The 16,573-nt window shown below is 65.3% G+C and carries 12 protein-coding genes and 1 other RNA gene; 6 read left to right on the forward strand and 7 right to left on the reverse strand.

Going from position 1 to position 16,573, the window contains the following annotated elements; genetic code table 11:
* Nucleotides 1-37: 37 nt before the first annotated feature.
* The 6 genes from rnd to AC26AR_RS13275 form a co-directional block, all read right to left on the reverse strand.
* Nucleotides 38-1,225: a ribonuclease D gene (gene rnd, locus AC26AR_RS13250; RefSeq protein ID WP_084207963.1), complete on the reverse strand. Its 1,188-nt coding sequence runs from the start codon at nucleotides 1,223-1,225 to the stop codon at nucleotides 38-40.
* 207 nt (nucleotides 1,226-1,432) lie between these two features.
* Nucleotides 1,433-2,059 (reverse strand): recombination mediator RecR, encoded by a 627-nt coding sequence (gene recR / locus AC26AR_RS13255; protein WP_077375437.1) that lies wholly within the window; start codon nucleotides 2,057-2,059, stop codon nucleotides 1,433-1,435.
* Nucleotides 2,059-2,391, reverse strand: coding sequence for a YbaB/EbfC family nucleoid-associated protein (locus tag AC26AR_RS13260; RefSeq protein ID WP_077375440.1), 333 nt, complete (start codon nucleotides 2,389-2,391; stop codon nucleotides 2,059-2,061). The genes recR and AC26AR_RS13260 overlap by 1 nt, the downstream gene beginning before the upstream one ends.
* A gap of 156 nt (nucleotides 2,392-2,547) precedes the next feature.
* Nucleotides 2,548-4,779 carry a DNA polymerase III subunit gamma/tau gene (dnaX, locus tag AC26AR_RS13265; RefSeq protein ID WP_488107187.1) on the reverse strand — a complete coding sequence of 744 codons (2,232 nt, stop codon included), beginning with the start codon at nucleotides 4,777-4,779 and terminating at the stop codon, nucleotides 2,548-2,550.
* 481 nt (nucleotides 4,780-5,260) lie between these two features.
* An RNA gene (ffs, locus tag AC26AR_RS13270) (signal recognition particle sRNA small type) lies at nucleotides 5,261-5,357 on the reverse strand.
* Between the two features lie 129 nt (nucleotides 5,358-5,486).
* Complete coding sequence (locus tag AC26AR_RS13275) at nucleotides 5,487-6,548, reverse strand: AbrB family transcriptional regulator (RefSeq protein ID WP_488107188.1); 1,062 nt, start codon at nucleotides 6,546-6,548, stop codon at nucleotides 5,487-5,489.
* A 196-nt stretch (nucleotides 6,549-6,744) separates the two neighbouring features.
* Between AC26AR_RS13275 and AC26AR_RS13280 the strand changes: the two genes are divergently transcribed.
* The 3 genes from AC26AR_RS13280 to AC26AR_RS13290 are packed head-to-tail and all read left to right on the forward strand — an operon-like array spanning nucleotide 6,745 to nucleotide 10,465.
* On the forward strand, nucleotides 6,745-7,518 hold the full coding sequence (locus AC26AR_RS13280; RefSeq protein WP_404983153.1) for a response regulator: 774 nt from the start codon (nucleotides 6,745-6,747) through the stop codon (nucleotides 7,516-7,518).
* Nucleotides 7,515-9,182, forward strand: coding sequence for a sensor histidine kinase (locus tag AC26AR_RS13285; RefSeq protein WP_488107189.1), 1,668 nt, complete (start codon nucleotides 7,515-7,517; stop codon nucleotides 9,180-9,182). The genes AC26AR_RS13280 and AC26AR_RS13285 overlap by 4 nt, the downstream gene beginning before the upstream one ends.
* Complete coding sequence (locus AC26AR_RS13290; RefSeq protein WP_488107190.1) at nucleotides 9,176-10,465, forward strand: ABC transporter substrate-binding protein; 1,290 nt, start codon at nucleotides 9,176-9,178, stop codon at nucleotides 10,463-10,465. The genes AC26AR_RS13285 and AC26AR_RS13290 overlap by 7 nt, the downstream gene beginning before the upstream one ends.
* Here AC26AR_RS13290 and mscK read toward each other — a convergent pair.
* Complete coding sequence (gene mscK, locus AC26AR_RS13295) at nucleotides 10,462-13,998, reverse strand: mechanosensitive channel MscK (protein WP_488107191.1); 3,537 nt, start codon at nucleotides 13,996-13,998, stop codon at nucleotides 10,462-10,464. The genes AC26AR_RS13290 and mscK overlap by 4 nt on opposite strands.
* A gap of 276 nt (nucleotides 13,999-14,274) precedes the next feature.
* Between mscK and AC26AR_RS13300 the strand changes: the two genes are divergently transcribed.
* The 3 genes from AC26AR_RS13300 to AC26AR_RS13310 all read left to right on the forward strand — a co-directional run bounded on the left by AC26AR_RS13300 (nucleotide 14,275) and on the right by AC26AR_RS13310 (nucleotide 16,566).
* Nucleotides 14,275-15,420: a phospholipase A gene (locus AC26AR_RS13300; RefSeq protein ID WP_240499659.1), complete on the forward strand. Its 1,146-nt coding sequence runs from the start codon at nucleotides 14,275-14,277 to the stop codon at nucleotides 15,418-15,420.
* A gap of 382 nt (nucleotides 15,421-15,802) precedes the next feature.
* Nucleotides 15,803-16,144: an ElaB/YgaM/YqjD family protein gene (locus AC26AR_RS13305; protein ID WP_065392495.1), complete on the forward strand. Its 342-nt coding sequence runs from the start codon at nucleotides 15,803-15,805 to the stop codon at nucleotides 16,142-16,144.
* Nucleotides 16,144-16,566, forward strand: a complete 423-nt coding sequence (locus tag AC26AR_RS13310) for a phage holin family protein (protein ID WP_043333873.1) — start codon at nucleotides 16,144-16,146, stop codon at nucleotides 16,564-16,566. Before AC26AR_RS13305 ends, AC26AR_RS13310 begins: the two co-directional genes overlap by 1 nt.
* The last annotated feature ends 7 nt before the right edge of the window (nucleotides 16,567-16,573 follow it).

Here is a 16,573-nt window from a genome sequence, read left to right on the forward strand (position 1 = left end):
GTGATCGCCCCCGGCCATGCCGGAGGCAATCCTTGACTCATTCCGGCTGGAACGCCTTGGCGAGGCGCTCGGCCAGCAGCGCGCCGCGCCAGCCACCCGGCAACGGCAGCGGCTCACCTTCGTAGTCGGCGATCACCAGCGCTTCCATGTCGCGACGCTTGCCGAGAATCTCCGGCTTGAGGTCCTGGGCCTCGGCGACCGCGTTGACCTCACGCTTGAGGCGCTTCATGCGCGCCTTCCATTCCGGCGCCAACGGCGACGGCGGCACGCGCGGCAACTGGCTGTCATCGATCATCGCCACGTCCTTGAGAATTTCCAGCACGCTGTCGCCGATGCGCTTGATCTGCGGCGGGTGGAGCCCCTCGACCTTGGCCAGCTCGAAACGATTGACCGGCAGACGCTCGCAGATGGCGAACAGCTGGGCATCCGCCAGCAGGCGCGAGCGCGGCACGTCACGCAGACGAATCTGGGCCTCACGCCACTCGCACAGGGACTGCCAGGCGGCCAGCCCACGCGGCGTGAGCTTCCACAGGCTGCGATGGCGCTTCCAGTACTCCGGGTCCGGCGTGGCACCCCCGCTGCTGCCCGGGGCACTGCAGTCCTCTTCCAGCCAGGCCATGCGACCCAGCTGATTCAGGGCCTCACGCTGCTGTGCCCAGACCTGCGGCAGGAACAGCACGTCCAGAGCGGCATAGTCACACTGCGCCTGACTCAGCGGACGCTTGAGCCAGTTGGAGCGCGTCTCTTCCTTGGGCACCGTGATGCCGGCCACACGTTCGACCAGACGCTGATAGCCCATGGAGGCCTCGCCACCCGTGAGCCCTTCGGCGATCTGGGTATCGATCAGCGGTGCCGGCGCCACGCCCGCCCAGCGCAGGAAGACTTCCATGTCCTCGCCGCAGGCATGCAGCAGCTTGAGCGGCCCCTCAGGACCCAGCAGACGCTTGAGCGCGTCACTGGCCGGCACCACCGTGGGGTCGATCAGGAAGATGCGCGGCGTCTTGCCATCCGCACCGGGCAGCTCACCATCGCGGGCCGCCATCAGCTGCACCAGTGCCGGAATCGGGAAGAAGGTGGACTCACGGATGAACTCGGTGTCCAGCGCCAACCAGTCGGCGCCCTCAAGTTCGGCACAGGCAGCGGCCAGCGCTTCGGGGGTCTCGACCCAGATGGCGTCGAAGTCTAGCTCTGACAGCAGTGCGGTGGCGGCGGATTGATCACTCATCTGCAAGAATATCTCATGGTGACTGGCTTGCCCGGGCAAGCGATAAATGAAGGGTGACGGGCACTCGCCAGACACCGGGCGGAAACGACGGCGGGCGTGGTGGTTCCTGACCACCACGCCCGCAGACGTGCTGCTGTTGTTGCCTTTCGGACGCTCCGCGTCAAGAACATGCCGCTGGCGAAACGCGACCGGGCGAACCCGACACGTTCAGATCTCGCCGAGGGTAAAGGGCAATCGGCCGCTGAAGGCACGACTCAGCGTACCACCATCGACATATTCCAGCTCGCCACCCATCGGCACGCCATAGGCCAGCCGTGTCAGCTTGAGGGGCTGCCCGCCATGCGCCACATCGCGAAGCTGCTCGGCGATGTAGTGCGCGGTGGCTTCACCCTCGACCGTCGGGTTGGTGGCCAGCACCAGCTCTTCGATCTGACTCTCGCGCACACGGGTTTCCAGCGCATCCAGGCCGATGTCCTCAGGCCCGATGCCGTCCAGCGGTGACAGGTGGCCATGCAGCACGAAGTAACGTCCCACGTAGCCACCCGCCCCTTCGATGGCAAGCTGGTCCGCGGGGGACTCCACCACGCACAGCACTCGCTCATCACGCCGAGGACTCAGGCACAGCTGACAGATCTCTTCTTCCGTCAGCGTCCGGCAGCGCGCGCAATAGCCGACACGCTCCAGCGCCTCGCCGAGCACACCGACCAGCCGGTCGGCCCCCATGCGATCACGCTCCAGCAGATGCAGCGCCATGCGCTGTGCGGTACGCGGACCGACGCCCGGCAGCACGCGCAGGGCATCCAGCAGCTGATCGACCAGCGGCGAGAATCCCATCAGAACGGCATCTTGAAGCCGGCCGGAAGGTTGAGACCCGCAGTCGCCTCTTCCATCTGCTTCTTGGAATTGACCTCGACCTTGCGCACCGCGTCGTTGACGGCAGCGGCCAGCAGGTCTTCCAGCAGTTCCTTGTCCTCTTCCATCAGGCTCGGGTCAACCTCGACGCGCGAGACGTCATGGCGCCCGTTCATGGTGATCTTGACCATGCCGGCACCGGCTTCGCCCTGAACTTCGGCCTTGGCCGCTTCTTCCTGGACCTTCTGCATGCGCTCCTGCATTTCCTGCGCCTGCTTCATGATGTTGCCCATACCGCCTTTTCCACCAAACATGGCTCACCTCATCAATGACGTGTTGTACATGAACTAACGATAAATGCTGTCTGCCAGCCGCGCCATCTGGCATGGCTGGCGTGGGGGCACATGCCCGCAAGCACGTCCCCCCGGAATCCGGGAGCGTCACCGGTCGCGGTGACCGATGACGCTCGATCAGAAATTATCCGGCTCGAAGGAGTTGACGCTTTCCTCGATCAAGCGCGCGCCCAATTGCTGCTCCAATGACTGGATATGCGGGTCAGCACGCAAGGCTTCAACCGCCCGCAGCTGACGCTCGCCCAGCAGTCGAATGCGTCGGCTGTGAGGTGTCTCGAGACCCTCCGGCAGCGGGCCGACATTGATCTCGAGTTCCCGCACCACGCCCTGCCCTGCCAGCGCCTTGTGAATGCGCTCCCGGTGGACATCCGCCATCATCGCGGACTGGGCAGGGTCCAGCCTCAGCTTGAGGTGCGTGCCATCGTCGTGCTCGACCAGACAGTGCGCACCGATGTTGCGTGTGATGCCGCCAAGCCCCAGCGCCGGGAATAGCTCCAGCCACGCCGCGTGATTCAAGCGGCCATCACCACTCGGCGCATCGGATGGCGCAGGCGCTGATGCCTGAACCGGCGCGGGAGCCGCTGCCGGCATCGGTTCCGCTGCCTCGACAGGCTTGGGCATGACCGGCTCAGACACGACCGGCGCAGCAGGCTCTAGTTGTGCTGGCGCTGACAATTCAGCAGACGTCGGCGCTGCTGTTTCAGCGGGCTCCGGTGCTGATGCTTCAGCGGGCTCCGGCTCCGGTTTCGGCTCCGGTTCCGGCTCCGATTGCGCCGAACCAAAGGCGGCGCTCAGGCGTGACATCGCCGAGCTGGGCGCAGCGGCTGCCTGTGCGGGCGTAGCCACCGGCTCCGACGGCTGCGGCGCTTGCGCCCCCGTGGCAGACATCGCCGGAGCTGACTCGGCAGCCGGCGCTGACCCTGTCGCGGCCGATGTCTGGGGCTCATCTTGTGTCAGGTCGCGAAAGCCGGCATCCCGGGCGTCATGGGGAACGTCCTCCGTCGCCCAGGGGGGCGGCTCATCGGCCATCGGCGGCTGTACTTCAGTAACCGGTGCGGCAGACTGCGCCGCGGCGGGAGCCACAGAGGCAGCCGGGGCCTGCTGCACCGGTGCTTCTTGAACAGGAGCCTGCTGAACCGGAGCTTGTTGAACCGGAGCTTGTTGAACAGGAGCCTGCGGCGCGGACGCCTGTGGTGCCGGGACTTGAGCGGCGCCCTCCGGCTGGCCGGTCATCGGCAGCGGCGTCTGCGCCGGACGCGGCACGCCCTGCGGGCGGAAGGCCAGCATGCGCAGCAACGTCATCTCCAGCGCGGTGCGGGCATCCGGCGCATTGGCCATGTCGGCGCGCCCCTGCAGGGCGATCTGGTAATAGAGCTGCACGTCTTCGCCAGTGAAGCGGCTGGCCAGCGCCAGCAGTGCATCACGGTCACCATGGCCGTTGTCCAGCGCGCTCGGCACCATCTGGGCGATCGCCAGGCGATGGAAGACGGAGGCCATGTCATCCAGCACCCCACCGTAATCCGGGCCCTGCTCGGCCAGCGTCGCGACCTCCGCCAGCAGACTCGCGGCGTTCAATTCCGCCAGACATTCCAGCAGCGCCAGCACATGACGGTGATCCAGGGTGCCCAGCATGGCGGCGACATCTTCGCGCCGCACCTGTCCATGGCCGAAGGCGATCGCCTGGTCGGTCAGACTCATGGCGTCACGCATCGAGCCATCGGCAGCCTTGCCGAGCAACCACAGCGCGTCTTCCTCGAAGCTGACTTCCTCACGCCCGAGAATGTCGGTGAGGTGCTCGACCACGCGGACCGGCGGCATGTTCTTGAGCGTGAACTGCAGACAGCGCGACAGGATGGTGACCGGCAGCTTCTGCGGGTCGGTGGTTGCGAGCAGGAACTTCACGTGGGGCGGCGGCTCTTCCAGCGTCTTGAGCAGCGCATTGAAACTGTGGGTCGACAGCATGTGCACCTCATCGATGAGGTACACCTTGTAGCGTCCCTGGGTCGGGGCGTACTGGACGTTGTCCAAAAGCTCACGCGTGTCCTCGACCTTGGTCCGCGAGGCGGCGTCGACTTCGATCAGGTCGACGAAGCGCCCCTCGTCGATCTCGCGACAGGTGCCACACACGCCGCAGGGTCTGGAGCTGACACCCTCCTCGCAGTTCAGACACTTGGCGAGAATGCGCGCCAGCGTCGTCTTGCCGACACCGCGAGTCCCGGTGAACAGATAGGCATGGTGCAGGCGCCCCTGATCGAGGGCATTGACCAGCGCACGGCTGACATGCTCCTGACCGATCAGTTCGTGAAAATTGCGCGGGCGCCACTTGCGCGCCAATACCTGATAGCTCATTGAGCGAGGCATTCCTTGGGTGATCTGAAACATGAGCGGAAAGCCTGCACGACCCGGATAAGCGTCACCACCGACAGTCGACAGACGGAGACCGATGACGCGGCCTCGCTGAGAATGCGCTCATTCTAGCGACTTGCCGAGTGGCTTCAAAGCACGTAACCACTTGTGCAACGGGATTGCTGTCTCCAGGCCCGCATGACGGGCCCGACGGCGGAACATGACAGTCGAACATGATGATCAAGCATGAGGATCGCACACGGGTGTTGGTCATAGATGCCGAACGCGGGTGTTGAACATAAGCGCCGAACGCGGGTGTTGAACATAAGCGCCGAACAGGGAAGCCAAAGGCACAAGACGGACACGACAAGACGCCCGACAGGGCATGGCAACGTACGAAGGAGTCGATCAGGGGACTTGCGGGGGAACACGTAGACGTGGCATTTCAGGCATGCGGATCTTTGCTGCCCTGAAATGGAGGCGGCCCCATCAGCCACATCCCGGCACACGCGTCAGCCACTACCGTTGCTCCCTTCCGGGCCTGGCGGGGTTTGCAGCCTAGCATTGCGGGAGGACCAACAGGGCCACCACAGACATGATCAATCGGTGAACTACCGAGCCAATCGCTTGAACTTCAAGCACTTGGCGTGATCAAGGCGCACACTATAACAGCGTGTTGCCGCCCTCACAAGAGGAGATGTCGCAGCGCCTCAATCCCCCTTCCTCTCATCGTATGCCTCGCCGTCAGGTACCGGCGCACGCCTCCGGAAATGGCGCACCATCAGCGGTAGCGCCAGCATCAGTACGATCATGCGCAGAAGGTGATGAAAGGCGACGAAGACGGGATCGAGATCCAGCGCCACCGCCAGCAGTGCCATCTCGCCGATACCGCCCGGTGCCAGTGCCAGAAAGGCCACATCGCGCGGCACGCCCATTGCCTGATGGATCACTTCGGCGAAGCCACCCAGTACCGCAAGCGCGATCAGTGTCGCGACACCCGATTGCCCCATCAGCCCCGCCAGTCTGGCGGGCGACAGCCCCTTGAAACGTGCCCCGATGGCGCAGCCCAGCACCAGCTGCATCACATCCGTCCCCCATATCGGGGGCGCAAAGCGCACCACCTCGGCCAATGACAACGCCATCGCCACCAGCAATGGCCCCAGCAACGCGGCATTCGGCAAGCGCAGGCGCCTGCCCAGAGACAACAGCAACGGCAACGTCAGTACCAGCCACAGCCCGCTCACTGGCGGGTCGCCTACCCCGTCCGCTCCACCGCCTCCCTCCAGCAGCCAGTAGAGCGGCGGCAGGATGAGTATCACCAGCAGCACGCGCAGCGACTGGGCCACCGCGATACGCTGGGCATCGCCGCCACTGCGCTCCCCGATGATCACCATCGCCGTCAGCACCCCGGGCACCGAGGCGAACCAGGCACTGGTGGCATCGAAGCCGCAGCGTCGATACCAGGCGGCACAGGCCAGTGTCGAGGCCAGCACGCCGAGCAACAGCAATGTCCCCGACAGCCACCAGCTGGCAAGGTGCGAGACCAGCTCCGGCGACACTCGCGCTCCCAACGTCAGACCCAGCACCCCGAGAAACAGGCTGCGCAATCGCTCCGGCACGGCGAGTGTCAGCCCGGCCATGGCACCGAGCAGATTGGCGACCAGCGGCCCCAGCATCCACGCCAGCGGCATACCGGTCAGCTGGAAGAGGCTGCCTCCCGCCACGCCCAGCGCCAGCGAGACCGCCAGCGATTTCCACTGATCGTTATCCACGGATGGAGTCCTGAAGCGCTGTCTGACAGCGCGCGCGAACGAGATGAGTGACATTCCGACATCCTTGTCAGCGGCACGAGGGGAGCCTGTGATGGTACGCTAGCCACATGGCTTGTTGCCCTGATGATCCTACCGTGAATCGTGGTGCCTTCGGCAGCCACCTGAACGGGAATACCGTGCATCTCCCGGAGCCCGGATGACCCCCACGCAATCGACACCTTCCACACCTTCCCGACAGACGCCGTCACTGCTGCTGGTGGAGGACGACGCGCTGCTCTCCAGTACCCTGCACAGTGTCTTCATCAGCGAGGGACTCGACGTCACGCACCTGGCCGATGGCAGCGCGGCGCTGGCGCGACTCTCGCCAGGACAGCCGCACGGCTTCGCGCTGGTCGTGCTGGATCTCAACCTGCCCGGCGCCTCTGGGCTCGAGATACTGGCCGCCCTGCGTGAGCACGATCGCCATACCCCGGTCCTGATTCTCACCGCCCGCGGTGCCATCGAGGATCGCGTACGCGGACTGGATCTCGGTGCCGACGACTACCTCGCCAAACCCTTCGTGCTCGATGAACTGGAAGCCCGCGTGCGTGCTCTGCTGCGTCGTCATGCCAATCATCAGGCCAGCCAGGCCACGCATCAGGGCCGGGCGCTCGAACAGCGACTGGTGGTGGGCAGTCTGGCCTTCGAGCCGCTGAATGGTCGCTTCCTGCTGGCCGAGGCACCGCTGTCACTGCCCCCGCGCGAGCAGCGTCTGCTTGGCTGCCTGATCCAGCACGCCGGTGAGCCGGTGGACAAGGCCCGCCTGACCCACGAGGCCTTCGGCGAGCAGGAGGCGGTCGGCGACAACGCCATCGAGGTCTATGTCCACCGCCTGCGCAAGCGCCTGGACGGCAGCGACGTCAGTCTGCGCACCATTCGCGGCCTCGGCTATCTGCTGGAACAGGCCCCGGCGGAGAGCCGGACTCCTTGAGCGCGCTCGACTCTCACCAGGCCACGGCATCCCCACATCCACCACGCGATGCCCAACAGCCCGTCAGTCTCTATCGTCGTCTGCTGAGCTGGCTGCTGATCCCGCTGCTGGCCCTGGGTACCCTGTTGCTGGTACAGGCCTTCCTGTCCGCGCGTGAAGCCGCGGACCGCGCCTATGATCGTCTGCTGGAAGCCTCGCTGGTGACCATCGCCGAGCAGGTCAAATGGCAGGATGGTCAGCTATGGCTCGACCTGCCGCCGGCAGCTCTGGAAATGCTGGCCACCGATGCCCAGGAGCGGGTCTTCTACAGCCTGGTGGACGCCGATGGCGAGCAGGTCACGGGCAACACGCGGCTGCCCGATGCACGAAGTGAGGCCGGCGCGCATGGCACGCGGGACGAGATGGCGGGACGCAGTGGCGAACTGGCCTTTCGCGACATCGCCTGGCAGGGGCAGGCACTGCGCCTGGGCACGCTCGAAACCCGCCTCGGTGGCTGGGGTGATGACCCGCGTCATGGCCAACGCTTCAGCATTCGTGTCGCCCATACCCGCGAAGGGCGCGATGCGCTGACCCAGGAGCTGTACCGTGGCTCGCTGGTGCGCCTGGCGGGCATGGCCATTCTGGCCCTGATGGTAGTGCTGGTGGGCGTGCGCATGGCGCTTGCGCCCCTCACGCGGCTGCGGCGAGCCATCCGCGAACGCGACCCGCGCAGCCTGGCGGCCTTGCAGCTGACGCTGCCGCGCGAGCTTGAGGAACTCAAGCATGCCCTCAATGAGCTGCTGTCCCGCATGCGCCGGGTCCGTGCCAATCAGGAGCGCTTCATCGGCGATGCCTCCCATCAGTTGCGCACGCCCCTGGCCGGTCTCTCCGCGCATGCCGAGCTGGCCCTGCGCCAGCAGGACCCGAGCGCCTGGCACGCGGCACTGGCACAGATGCAGGCCACCGCCAGCCACACCGCCCACCTGGCCAATCAGCTGCTGTCACTGACACGTCTCAACAATCCGGAAGTGCAACCTCCTCGGGTGCCGCTGGAGCTCTCGAGCCTGGTGCGCGACACGGTCAGCCGTCATTTCCTGCGCTGTGATCGCGCCGGTGTGGATCTCGGCCTCGAGGTCGCGCCGGACATCGACCATGTCGCCTGGACGCCGGGTGTGGACTGGCAACTGCAGGAGGCGCTGGCCAACCTGATCGACAACGCCTGCAAGCATGGCGCGCGGGTAGTGACCGTGACGCTGAGCCGCGAGCACGCGATACCCGCCAGCGGAGAAGACGCGGCACGTGACTCGGCGACGCCAGGCCGTCTGCGCCTGAGCGTCGAGGATGATGGCCCGGGCATCACGCCGGAGCGGCGTCTGCTGGTGCTGCGCCCCTTTCATCGCCATGCCCGGGCAGACCAGCACCCGGCTGTCCAGCCGATGTCCGACACTTCTAGCGGCCAGACACCCGAGCAGAGTGGCGCAGGGCTCGGGCTTGCCATCGTCGATGGCATTGCCCGCCACCACGATGCCCGGCTGTCATTGGAGGCCTCCGACCCTGCCCCTGCTGATGGCGCTCGGCCGGGACTGCGCGTGAGCTTTCACCTGCTGCCCTGCCCGCCTCCCGTGACCGCCACTGCACCAGCCTCACGCGAGGCATCGACCGGCCCCAAGGGGGATGCATGTTGAGAACGCACCGCTGCTGGGCCGCCGTGCTCACCGTCGTCGGGCTGGCCGTCGCGTCGTTGTGCTCGGCACAGGACATCGCGAGCTTCGACCCGCAACTCGATGAGCATCAGGCACTCTGGCTCAAGGCAGGAGAGCCCGTGGCCGCGCAGGCCGTCCAGTCCGGGGAAGAGGCGGATCTGGTGATCCATGCAGCGCTGGATCTGCCCGAGATTCGTCCGCTGCTGCAACATTACAGCCGCGAACACCCCGGGATGCTGCTGCATTACGTCAATCGCTCCGCGCTGGCGCTGGAAGCCCGCTATCTGGCCGCCCCCCTGACACCTCGGGCCGACCTGATGATTTCCTCGGCCATGGGCCTGCAGTACCGTCTGGCCAATGGCGGCCATGCACGCCCGCTGCAAGCCGCGAACCTGACAGGCTGGCCCGAGAGCTCACGCTGGCGCAATGAGCTGTTCGCCATGAGCTTCGAGCCCATCGTGATGGTGGCGCGCCGCGATGCGCTGAAGCGTCTGGCCGACAGCGAAGGACTGCGCGACCCTCGCGATGCCCTGCGCAGTCATCGGGATCTCTGGCATCTGCTGGAGACACGCCGGGAGCTGCTGCGCGGTCGCGTGATCACCTACGACCCGCGTCGCAGCGGCTCCGGCTTCACCTATGCCGTCTCCGATGCCCGTCAGTCGCCTCGCTACTGGACACTGGTGCGCGCCATGGGTCAGGCCGATGCACGGCTGGTGACCACCACCGGCGCCATGCTCGAGGCACTGGCCAACGGCGAGGTGGATATCGCCTACAACCTGGTCGGGCCCTATGCCATCTCCTTTGCCCGCGCGCACCCTGAGCTGCTGGTGATCGTGCCGGAAGACTACGTGCTGATTCAGCGCCGACTGGCGTTCGTGCCGCGCCAGGCACCGCATGGTGATGCCGGCGAGGCATTTCTGGACTGGTGGTTGAGTCTTGAGGGCCAACAGGCGGTGGCCAGTGACAGCGATCTGGGCGCATTGCATCCCGAGGTGAGCGGTGACGGCAGCGCGCGTGATCTGCGTGAACGTCTCGGCAACGCGCTGCGCCCCATCGAGATAGGCCCCGGCCTGCTCGCCACCCTCGACAGGCTCAAGCAGGCCAGCTTCCTGAGCCGCTGGGCGCTGGAGTTTCGGGCCCCGGCGCCCGGGCCCAGGTCTGGCTCTGAGCCTGCGTCTGAGTCTGAGTCTGAGTCTGAGTCTGAAACCAGGCCTGCGCCTGAGACTCAAGCAACACCGGCCTCACCGGCAACGCTCGACGACTAGCGGCCGCCGCCATCTCCCCCGTCGCCGTCCGTCGCGTCGGGCGCGGATTCGCGCAACCCGGCATCTTCACGGCCGCCCACGCCGGTGGTCGGCTTGCGACGAGCGATCAAGGCGCCGCCCTCACGATGTTCGCTGCTTGACGGTGCGTCTCCCGTCTCGGCTTCAACGCTTTCCGGCGAGCCGCTGGCCGCTCTGAGCGGCTCGCCCGTGGCCGCTCGCTGCTCGATGAGACGCTCGGTGCCATCCTGACGATGCAGCCAGACATCCATCTGCTGGAAGGCCACCTTGAGACCGTTCTCGCGGAAGCGTGCATCGACCCAGCGATTGATCTCGTCTGTCGCATACAGACGGTCGGTAAGGTCGTTGACGTAGATGCGCAGCTCGAAGCCGAAGTTGTCCTTGTTGTAGCTCAGACAGAACACCAGAGGCTCCGGGTCCTTGAGCACCCGCCGGTTCTCCTGGGCGGCCTGCATCAGCAGGCGGTGCGCCAGATCCAGATCACTGCCATGGGCGACGCCGAAGTTGAGCACCACCCGCGTCACGTTGTCCGAGAGTGACCAGTTGATCAGCTGGTCGGTCACGAACACCTTGTTGGGAATGATGATCTCCTTGCGGTCGAAATCCGTCACCGTGGTGGCACGGATACGGATACGACTGACCGTCCCGTGCAGATTGCCGATGGTGATGGTGTCGCCGATGCGTACCGGGCGCTCGAACAGGATGATCAGACCCGAGATGAAGTTGGCGAAGATCTCCTGCAGACCGAAGCCCAGGCCGACACTCAACGCCGCCACCAGCCACTGCAACTTGTCCCAGCTGACGCCCATGCTGCCCAGTGTCATCACGAAGCCCGTCGCCATGATCACGTAGGACAGCAGCGAGGTGATCGCATAGCTCGACCCCTGCTTGAGTTCGAGCCGCGACAGGATCGAGACCTCCAGCAGGCCCGGCAGGTTGCGCGCCATCATCACCGCGACCCCGAGAGTGACCAGCGCCGCGATCAGATCCGCCAGCGAGATGGGGGTCGCGGAATCTCCCTCGGCCGAGGCGGCGATCTCCCAGACCACGACGCTGTCCAGGTAGCTGAGCACATTGAGCAGATCCGCCCAGACCAGATAGAAGATGAACATGAAGCTGATGACCAGAATCAGCTTCGACAGGCGCAGCGACTGGGAATTGACCTGCTCCATGTCCAGCGGCGGCTCCTCGACTACCTCGACGCCGCCCTCCGCGCCTTCCTGCACCTGGGCTCGCCGACGCGCCACGGCACGTCGATACGCCAGACGGCGCGCCGCGACTGCCAGCCCGCGCACCACGGTGGCCTCGACCAGAATCCAGGCACCGAACAGGAACAGCGTGGTGATGAAGCGACCACTGAGGCGCAGTGCCGTGTACTCATACCCCAGGCAGATCAGCACGCCCAGCGCCACCGGCACCATGGCCATGGCCAGCCCCAGAATCAGGCGGAACAGCTTGAGACCGAAGAACGGCACATGCGCCAGGATCAACCGCGAGAGACAGAAGCTCATCGCGCATAGCCCCGAGAACAGGATCAGCAGACCCAGCGGGCGCTCCAGCAGATTGAGATCCGCCTCGCTGATGATGTTGGTGGTCAGGATGACCGGCAGCAGCGCGCAGCCCAGCCACCACAGATGGCGGCGCAGCTCGGCCACGTAGTTGGCGGGCCACTGGAAGTGACGCTCGGCCACGCCGTCCTTGACCAGCAGGCGCCGGAAGATGGCGAAGATCCCCCATGCCAGCGCCAGCTTGAGCAGTGCCTGGCCCAGCGCCCACAGCATGACGCCCTCCCCCAGCGACAGCACGCTGCCGATCAGTGCCAGCGCGAGTGCACCGGGGATCGCCAGCATCACGTTGAGCAGGATCGCCCGCGGAGTGTGCAGCTGGGTGTCCTGCTTGAGGCGGCCTATCTGGGCATGCAGGTCCGCCAGGCGCGATCGGATGTGCGAGCGCTTCCAGGTGATGAAGATCAGCAACAGCAGCCCCGGCAGCGCCACCCACAGATCATTGAGCTGGAAGCCCTTGGACAGCCCCGCCACCACGCCGCGCCATACGGTAGGCTTGAGCTCGTCCGCCAGCATTTGTGGAGTACGCGACAGCCAGTCCAGGTCCAGTGGCTTGCCATTGGCGACCCAGAAGAGCTGCTCCTCGATGGTCTGACGCAGACGTCCGGAGACTTCGAGCAACTGCTGCTGGTTGAGCTGCAGATCAATGGCGCGCGCCAGCAGGCTGTCATATTCCTTGTCGAGCTTGTCGACCAGCTCCTTGCGGGCCTCCAGCTGGCGAGTCAGCGCCTGACGCAGCTCGGAGCTGACCGTCTGGGCATCGGCGTTGCCGCCGGGGCGCTCCAGCGCGGCGCTTTCGCTCAGCACTTCGCTTTGCAGATAGTGCGGAATGTCCGCGAGCTGTTCGCGCACCTTGTTGAGTTCGAACTGCTTGAGGCGCAGATCGGCGATCTCTTCCTTCAGGTCCTGACGCACGTCGACCTTGGGCAGATGACTCTGTTGCTCACGCAGGATACGGGCCAGCAGCACGCTGCCCTTGATGGCCTCGATCTGCTCGCTCATGGTGCGCTCGACCTGGGTGACGCGATCCAGCTGGGTGCGCACCTCGAGACCATCGCGGATCACGGCGTTGACGCGATCCGTGATCGCCAGCAGCTGGCTGCTGAGTTCACGGTTGCGACTCAGGACCTGCTGGAAGATGGGGTTGCTGGCCAGCTCGGCATTCTCGCCGCTGGTGGCCTCCGCGATGGTCTGCTCGGACTGGTCTCGCCGCTTGGCGTTGACCAGGCTCTGCACCACCTTGAGGTCCTGCTCGAGAGTCTCGATACGTCGGCTGTAGAGCGTCTTGCGTACCTGCGCCAGCTCTCGCAGCTGCGAACTGGAGTTGAGCTCGGTGTGGCTGAGCTCGCCACGTGCCTCGGCCAGGGCCAGACGCGCCTCCAGCAAGTCTCGCCCCGTGCCGGTCAGTGCCTGGCTGTCGCTGCCGGAGAGCTGGGTCTGCAGGCGCTGCACCTGCTGCTGGGCATCCGCCAGGGTCGAACGAGAGCGCTCCGGCAGACTCTGGGCATTGATGAGGCGCCGATTGGTACTCGCGAGCTTGTCCTGCAGGCTCTGGAGCTCGTCCAGGATACGCGTCATGCGCGCATCCAATGCCTCCACCGATTCCTCGGCGAGACTCGCTTCGTCGAGCTGACTGGTGCTGTCGCGAGGCAGGCTCGCCAGCGCTGCCTGGGCCTCGGCCAGATCACCCGGCGCCGTCTTCACCTCGGCCTTGATGTCCTTGAGGTTGCTGTTGGCCTCACCGAGATCATCGAGTACCGTCAGGGTTTCCTTGAGATCCGCGATCCGCTGGCGTGTCTCCGCGTCAGGCTTCTCGACGCTCTGCAGGTCCTCCAGCTGGCCCTGCACATCGCTGCGCTCCACGACGGCCTGTGCCATGCCGGGCAAGGCGCACAGCAGCACGACAAGCATCATCACGATCCATCGCGTCGTCGCTCTCAGGGAATTCATGCCTGACACATCCATCTCCTCACCCGCATCGTTACCAGAGGCAGACCTCTCGGGGTCCACGATGCCTGCATTGTCAACTGAGCCTCAGTCAGGCGCAATCGCTCCGACACCTCCCCGCCAAGCGCACCATGGGGATGTGAGCGGCAGGCGACAGAGGTGTCGTCGGTTGCCAGCTGGCACCCCACGCCTGCCAGCCAGTAGAATGGCAGACTTGTCATGATCGTTGCCCCATAATGCGCTGCTCGTCTCTTGCGGTGTTACAGACAGGATATTTCCATGCTTCTCTGCCCTACCTCCACCGGCTCTCGGCCAGTCGCGGCATGCCTGTCCGGAATGCTGGCGTCAGCGCTGCTGACCTGCGCCCCACTGGCCAGCGCAGACGTGCCCTACACCATGGACAGCCAGGGCCGCGTGGTACTGGCCAATGGCCAGCGCTTCACGCCCCGAGAACTGGGGATGACTCCGGCCCAGGCGCGTGCAGGGGCACGCAAGAGCGATCCACGTCGCACGCCGATCTATACGCAACCCGCACGTGGCGGCGCAGAGCTGGCGGCGAGTGATGACGCCCCTGCCACCGTGGAAGGTCAGGAGAGTCAGGGGCAGGACAGCCTGGCTCAGAAACGTGCCGAGGAGCGGGTGGTGCTCGAGGACGATGCCGAGAGCAATCCCCTGGCCATCACCGCCTACAAGCGCAACTATCTGCTGCCCTGGGCCTACAACTCGACCCCGAATGAGAGCAGCTTCGCCCAGGTGACCCGCGAAGGCGAGGTGGACAACACCGAGGTGAAGTACCAGCTCAGTCTCAAGGTCGGGCTGGTGAATGACATCTTCGATGACAATGGCGACCTGTACTTCGCCTATACCCAGCGCAGCTGGTGGCAGGCCTACAACTCCGATGCCTCGGCGCCGTTCCGCGAGACCAACTACGAGCCGGAAGCCTTCCTTCAGTTCGACAATCGCTATGAACTGCTGGGCTGGACCAACACGCGCAATCGCATCGGTTTCGCCCATCAGTCCAACGGGCGTTCCGACCCGCTGTCGCGCAGCTGGAACCGGGTCTATGCCGACATGATGTTCCAGAATGGCGACTGGGCCGTGGCGATCACGCCGCATTGGCGCGTGCCCGAGGAGTCCGATGAGGACGACAATCCGGACCTCTACAACTACATCGGCTACGGCGACATCACCGTGGGCTATACCGCGGATCAGCACGAGTTCACCTGGATGGTGCGCGGCAACCCCTCCAAGGGCAATTTCGGCAACCAGCTGGATTACTCCTTCCCGCTGTTCGGCAAGGTGCGCGGCTACGTGCAGTACTACCACGGCTATGGCGAGAGCCTCATCGACTACGACCACAGCGTGAATCGCCTGGGGCTGGGCTTCTCGATCAACACCTTCTTCGCCGGCCTGCCAGAGACCTGATCTTCGGCCAGCGCGCCTCTCACGGGCCGCCGAGCCATGATCCCCTCGCCACGCAACGGGCAGCCCAGGCTGCCCGTTGCGTCGTTTCAGGCCGTGCAGACAGGATTCATCCTCCCTGATCCAGATCAACGAATGCGCCTCGGCTCCCCCCGATATCATCATCCAGGCATTGCCAGCCCTTGTGTTTGTTCCCGGTGGCCCCAAGGATTTGTTCATGACCAGAAAAGACGCAGCCAGGCAGGAATCGCTGCGACCTGAAAAGGTCATGCCCTGCCGCCAGCGGCGCCCCAGGGAAGACTGAGTTCGAGAGTCATGCGCGCCATCTGGCGCTCACAATTCACGAAATCTGATTCGACACACGGGAAGGAGACACAACATGGCCATGCAGAAAATCGGTGATCATACGACCACAGCCAATTCAGCCACCGGTGCCAACACCGAGCAGCTGAAGGAAGACCTGCGTCATCTCTCCCAGACCGTCGAGGAACTGCTGCACGCCTCGGCCGAGGACTCCCGCGAGAGCATGAAGGAAGCGCGTGCCCGCGCCCAGACCCGCCTGGAAGCCACTCGTGCCCGACTGAGTGCCCAGGGTGACCGTCTGGCCGCCAGCGCGCGTGAATCCGCGGACTGCGCTGACCGCTACGTGCACGACAACCCGTGGACCAGTGTCGGTATCGGCGCTGCCGCCGGTGTCGTCATCGGCATGCTGCTTGGCCGTCGCTGATGCAGGAGCAAGGGCCGGTTGAACGCGTACTTGGCGCCATCCGTCGTCTGACCGCGAGCCTGGTGGAGAGTGGCGAGACGCGTCTGCGTCTCGCCGTGCTGGAGCTCGAGGAGGAACGCGAACGCTTGTTCGTGATGCTGCTGCTGTCAGGTATCGCCCTGATGCTGATCTGCTTCGGTATCGGCCTGGCGATCCTGCTGGTGGTCGTGGCCTTCTGGGATACCCATCGCCTGCTGGCCATCGCCTTGAGCGGCGGTATCCTGCTGGCACTGGGCGGATTGATCGCCTGGCGGGTCAAGGTGATCGCTTCCCAGCGCAGCCTGCTGCGCTCGACGCTCAGCAATCTGAGCCGCGACAGCGACAGCCTCAAGGACGTCCGCGCCGACGCACTGGAACGCCAGCGCCAACGCGAAAACCTCTGATGCCCCC

This window comes from Cobetia sp. PS-4MA (assembly GCF_057670765.1).

What these genes read in the sequence shown, in the direction of transcription:
- dnaX (WP_488107187.1), bottom strand. Translation starts at nt 4,779, where the DNA reads ATGAGCTATCAGGTATTGGCGCGCAAGTGGCGCCCGCGCAATTTTCAC.
- mscK (WP_488107191.1), bottom strand. Translation starts at nt 13,998, where the DNA reads ATGAATTCCCTGAGAGCGACGACGCGATGGATCGTGATGATGCTTGTC.
- AC26AR_RS13280 (WP_404983153.1), top strand. Translation starts at nt 6,745, where the DNA reads ATGACCCCCACGCAATCGACACCTTCCACACCTTCCCGACAGACGCCG.
- AC26AR_RS13290 (WP_488107190.1), top strand. Translation starts at nt 9,176, where the DNA reads ATGTTGAGAACGCACCGCTGCTGGGCCGCCGTGCTCACCGTCGTCGGG.
- AC26AR_RS13260 (WP_077375440.1), bottom strand. Translation starts at nt 2,391, where the DNA reads ATGTTTGGTGGAAAAGGCGGTATGGGCAACATCATGAAGCAGGCGCAG.
- AC26AR_RS13310 (WP_043333873.1), top strand. Translation starts at nt 16,144, where the DNA reads ATGCAGGAGCAAGGGCCGGTTGAACGCGTACTTGGCGCCATCCGTCGT.
- recR (WP_077375437.1), bottom strand. Translation starts at nt 2,059, where the DNA reads ATGGGATTCTCGCCGCTGGTCGATCAGCTGCTGGATGCCCTGCGCGTG.
- AC26AR_RS13300 (WP_240499659.1), top strand. Translation starts at nt 14,275, where the DNA reads ATGCTTCTCTGCCCTACCTCCACCGGCTCTCGGCCAGTCGCGGCATGC.
- rnd (WP_084207963.1), bottom strand. Translation starts at nt 1,225, where the DNA reads ATGAGTGATCAATCCGCCGCCACCGCACTGCTGTCAGAGCTAGACTTC.
- AC26AR_RS13305 (WP_065392495.1), top strand. Translation starts at nt 15,803, where the DNA reads ATGCAGAAAATCGGTGATCATACGACCACAGCCAATTCAGCCACCGGT.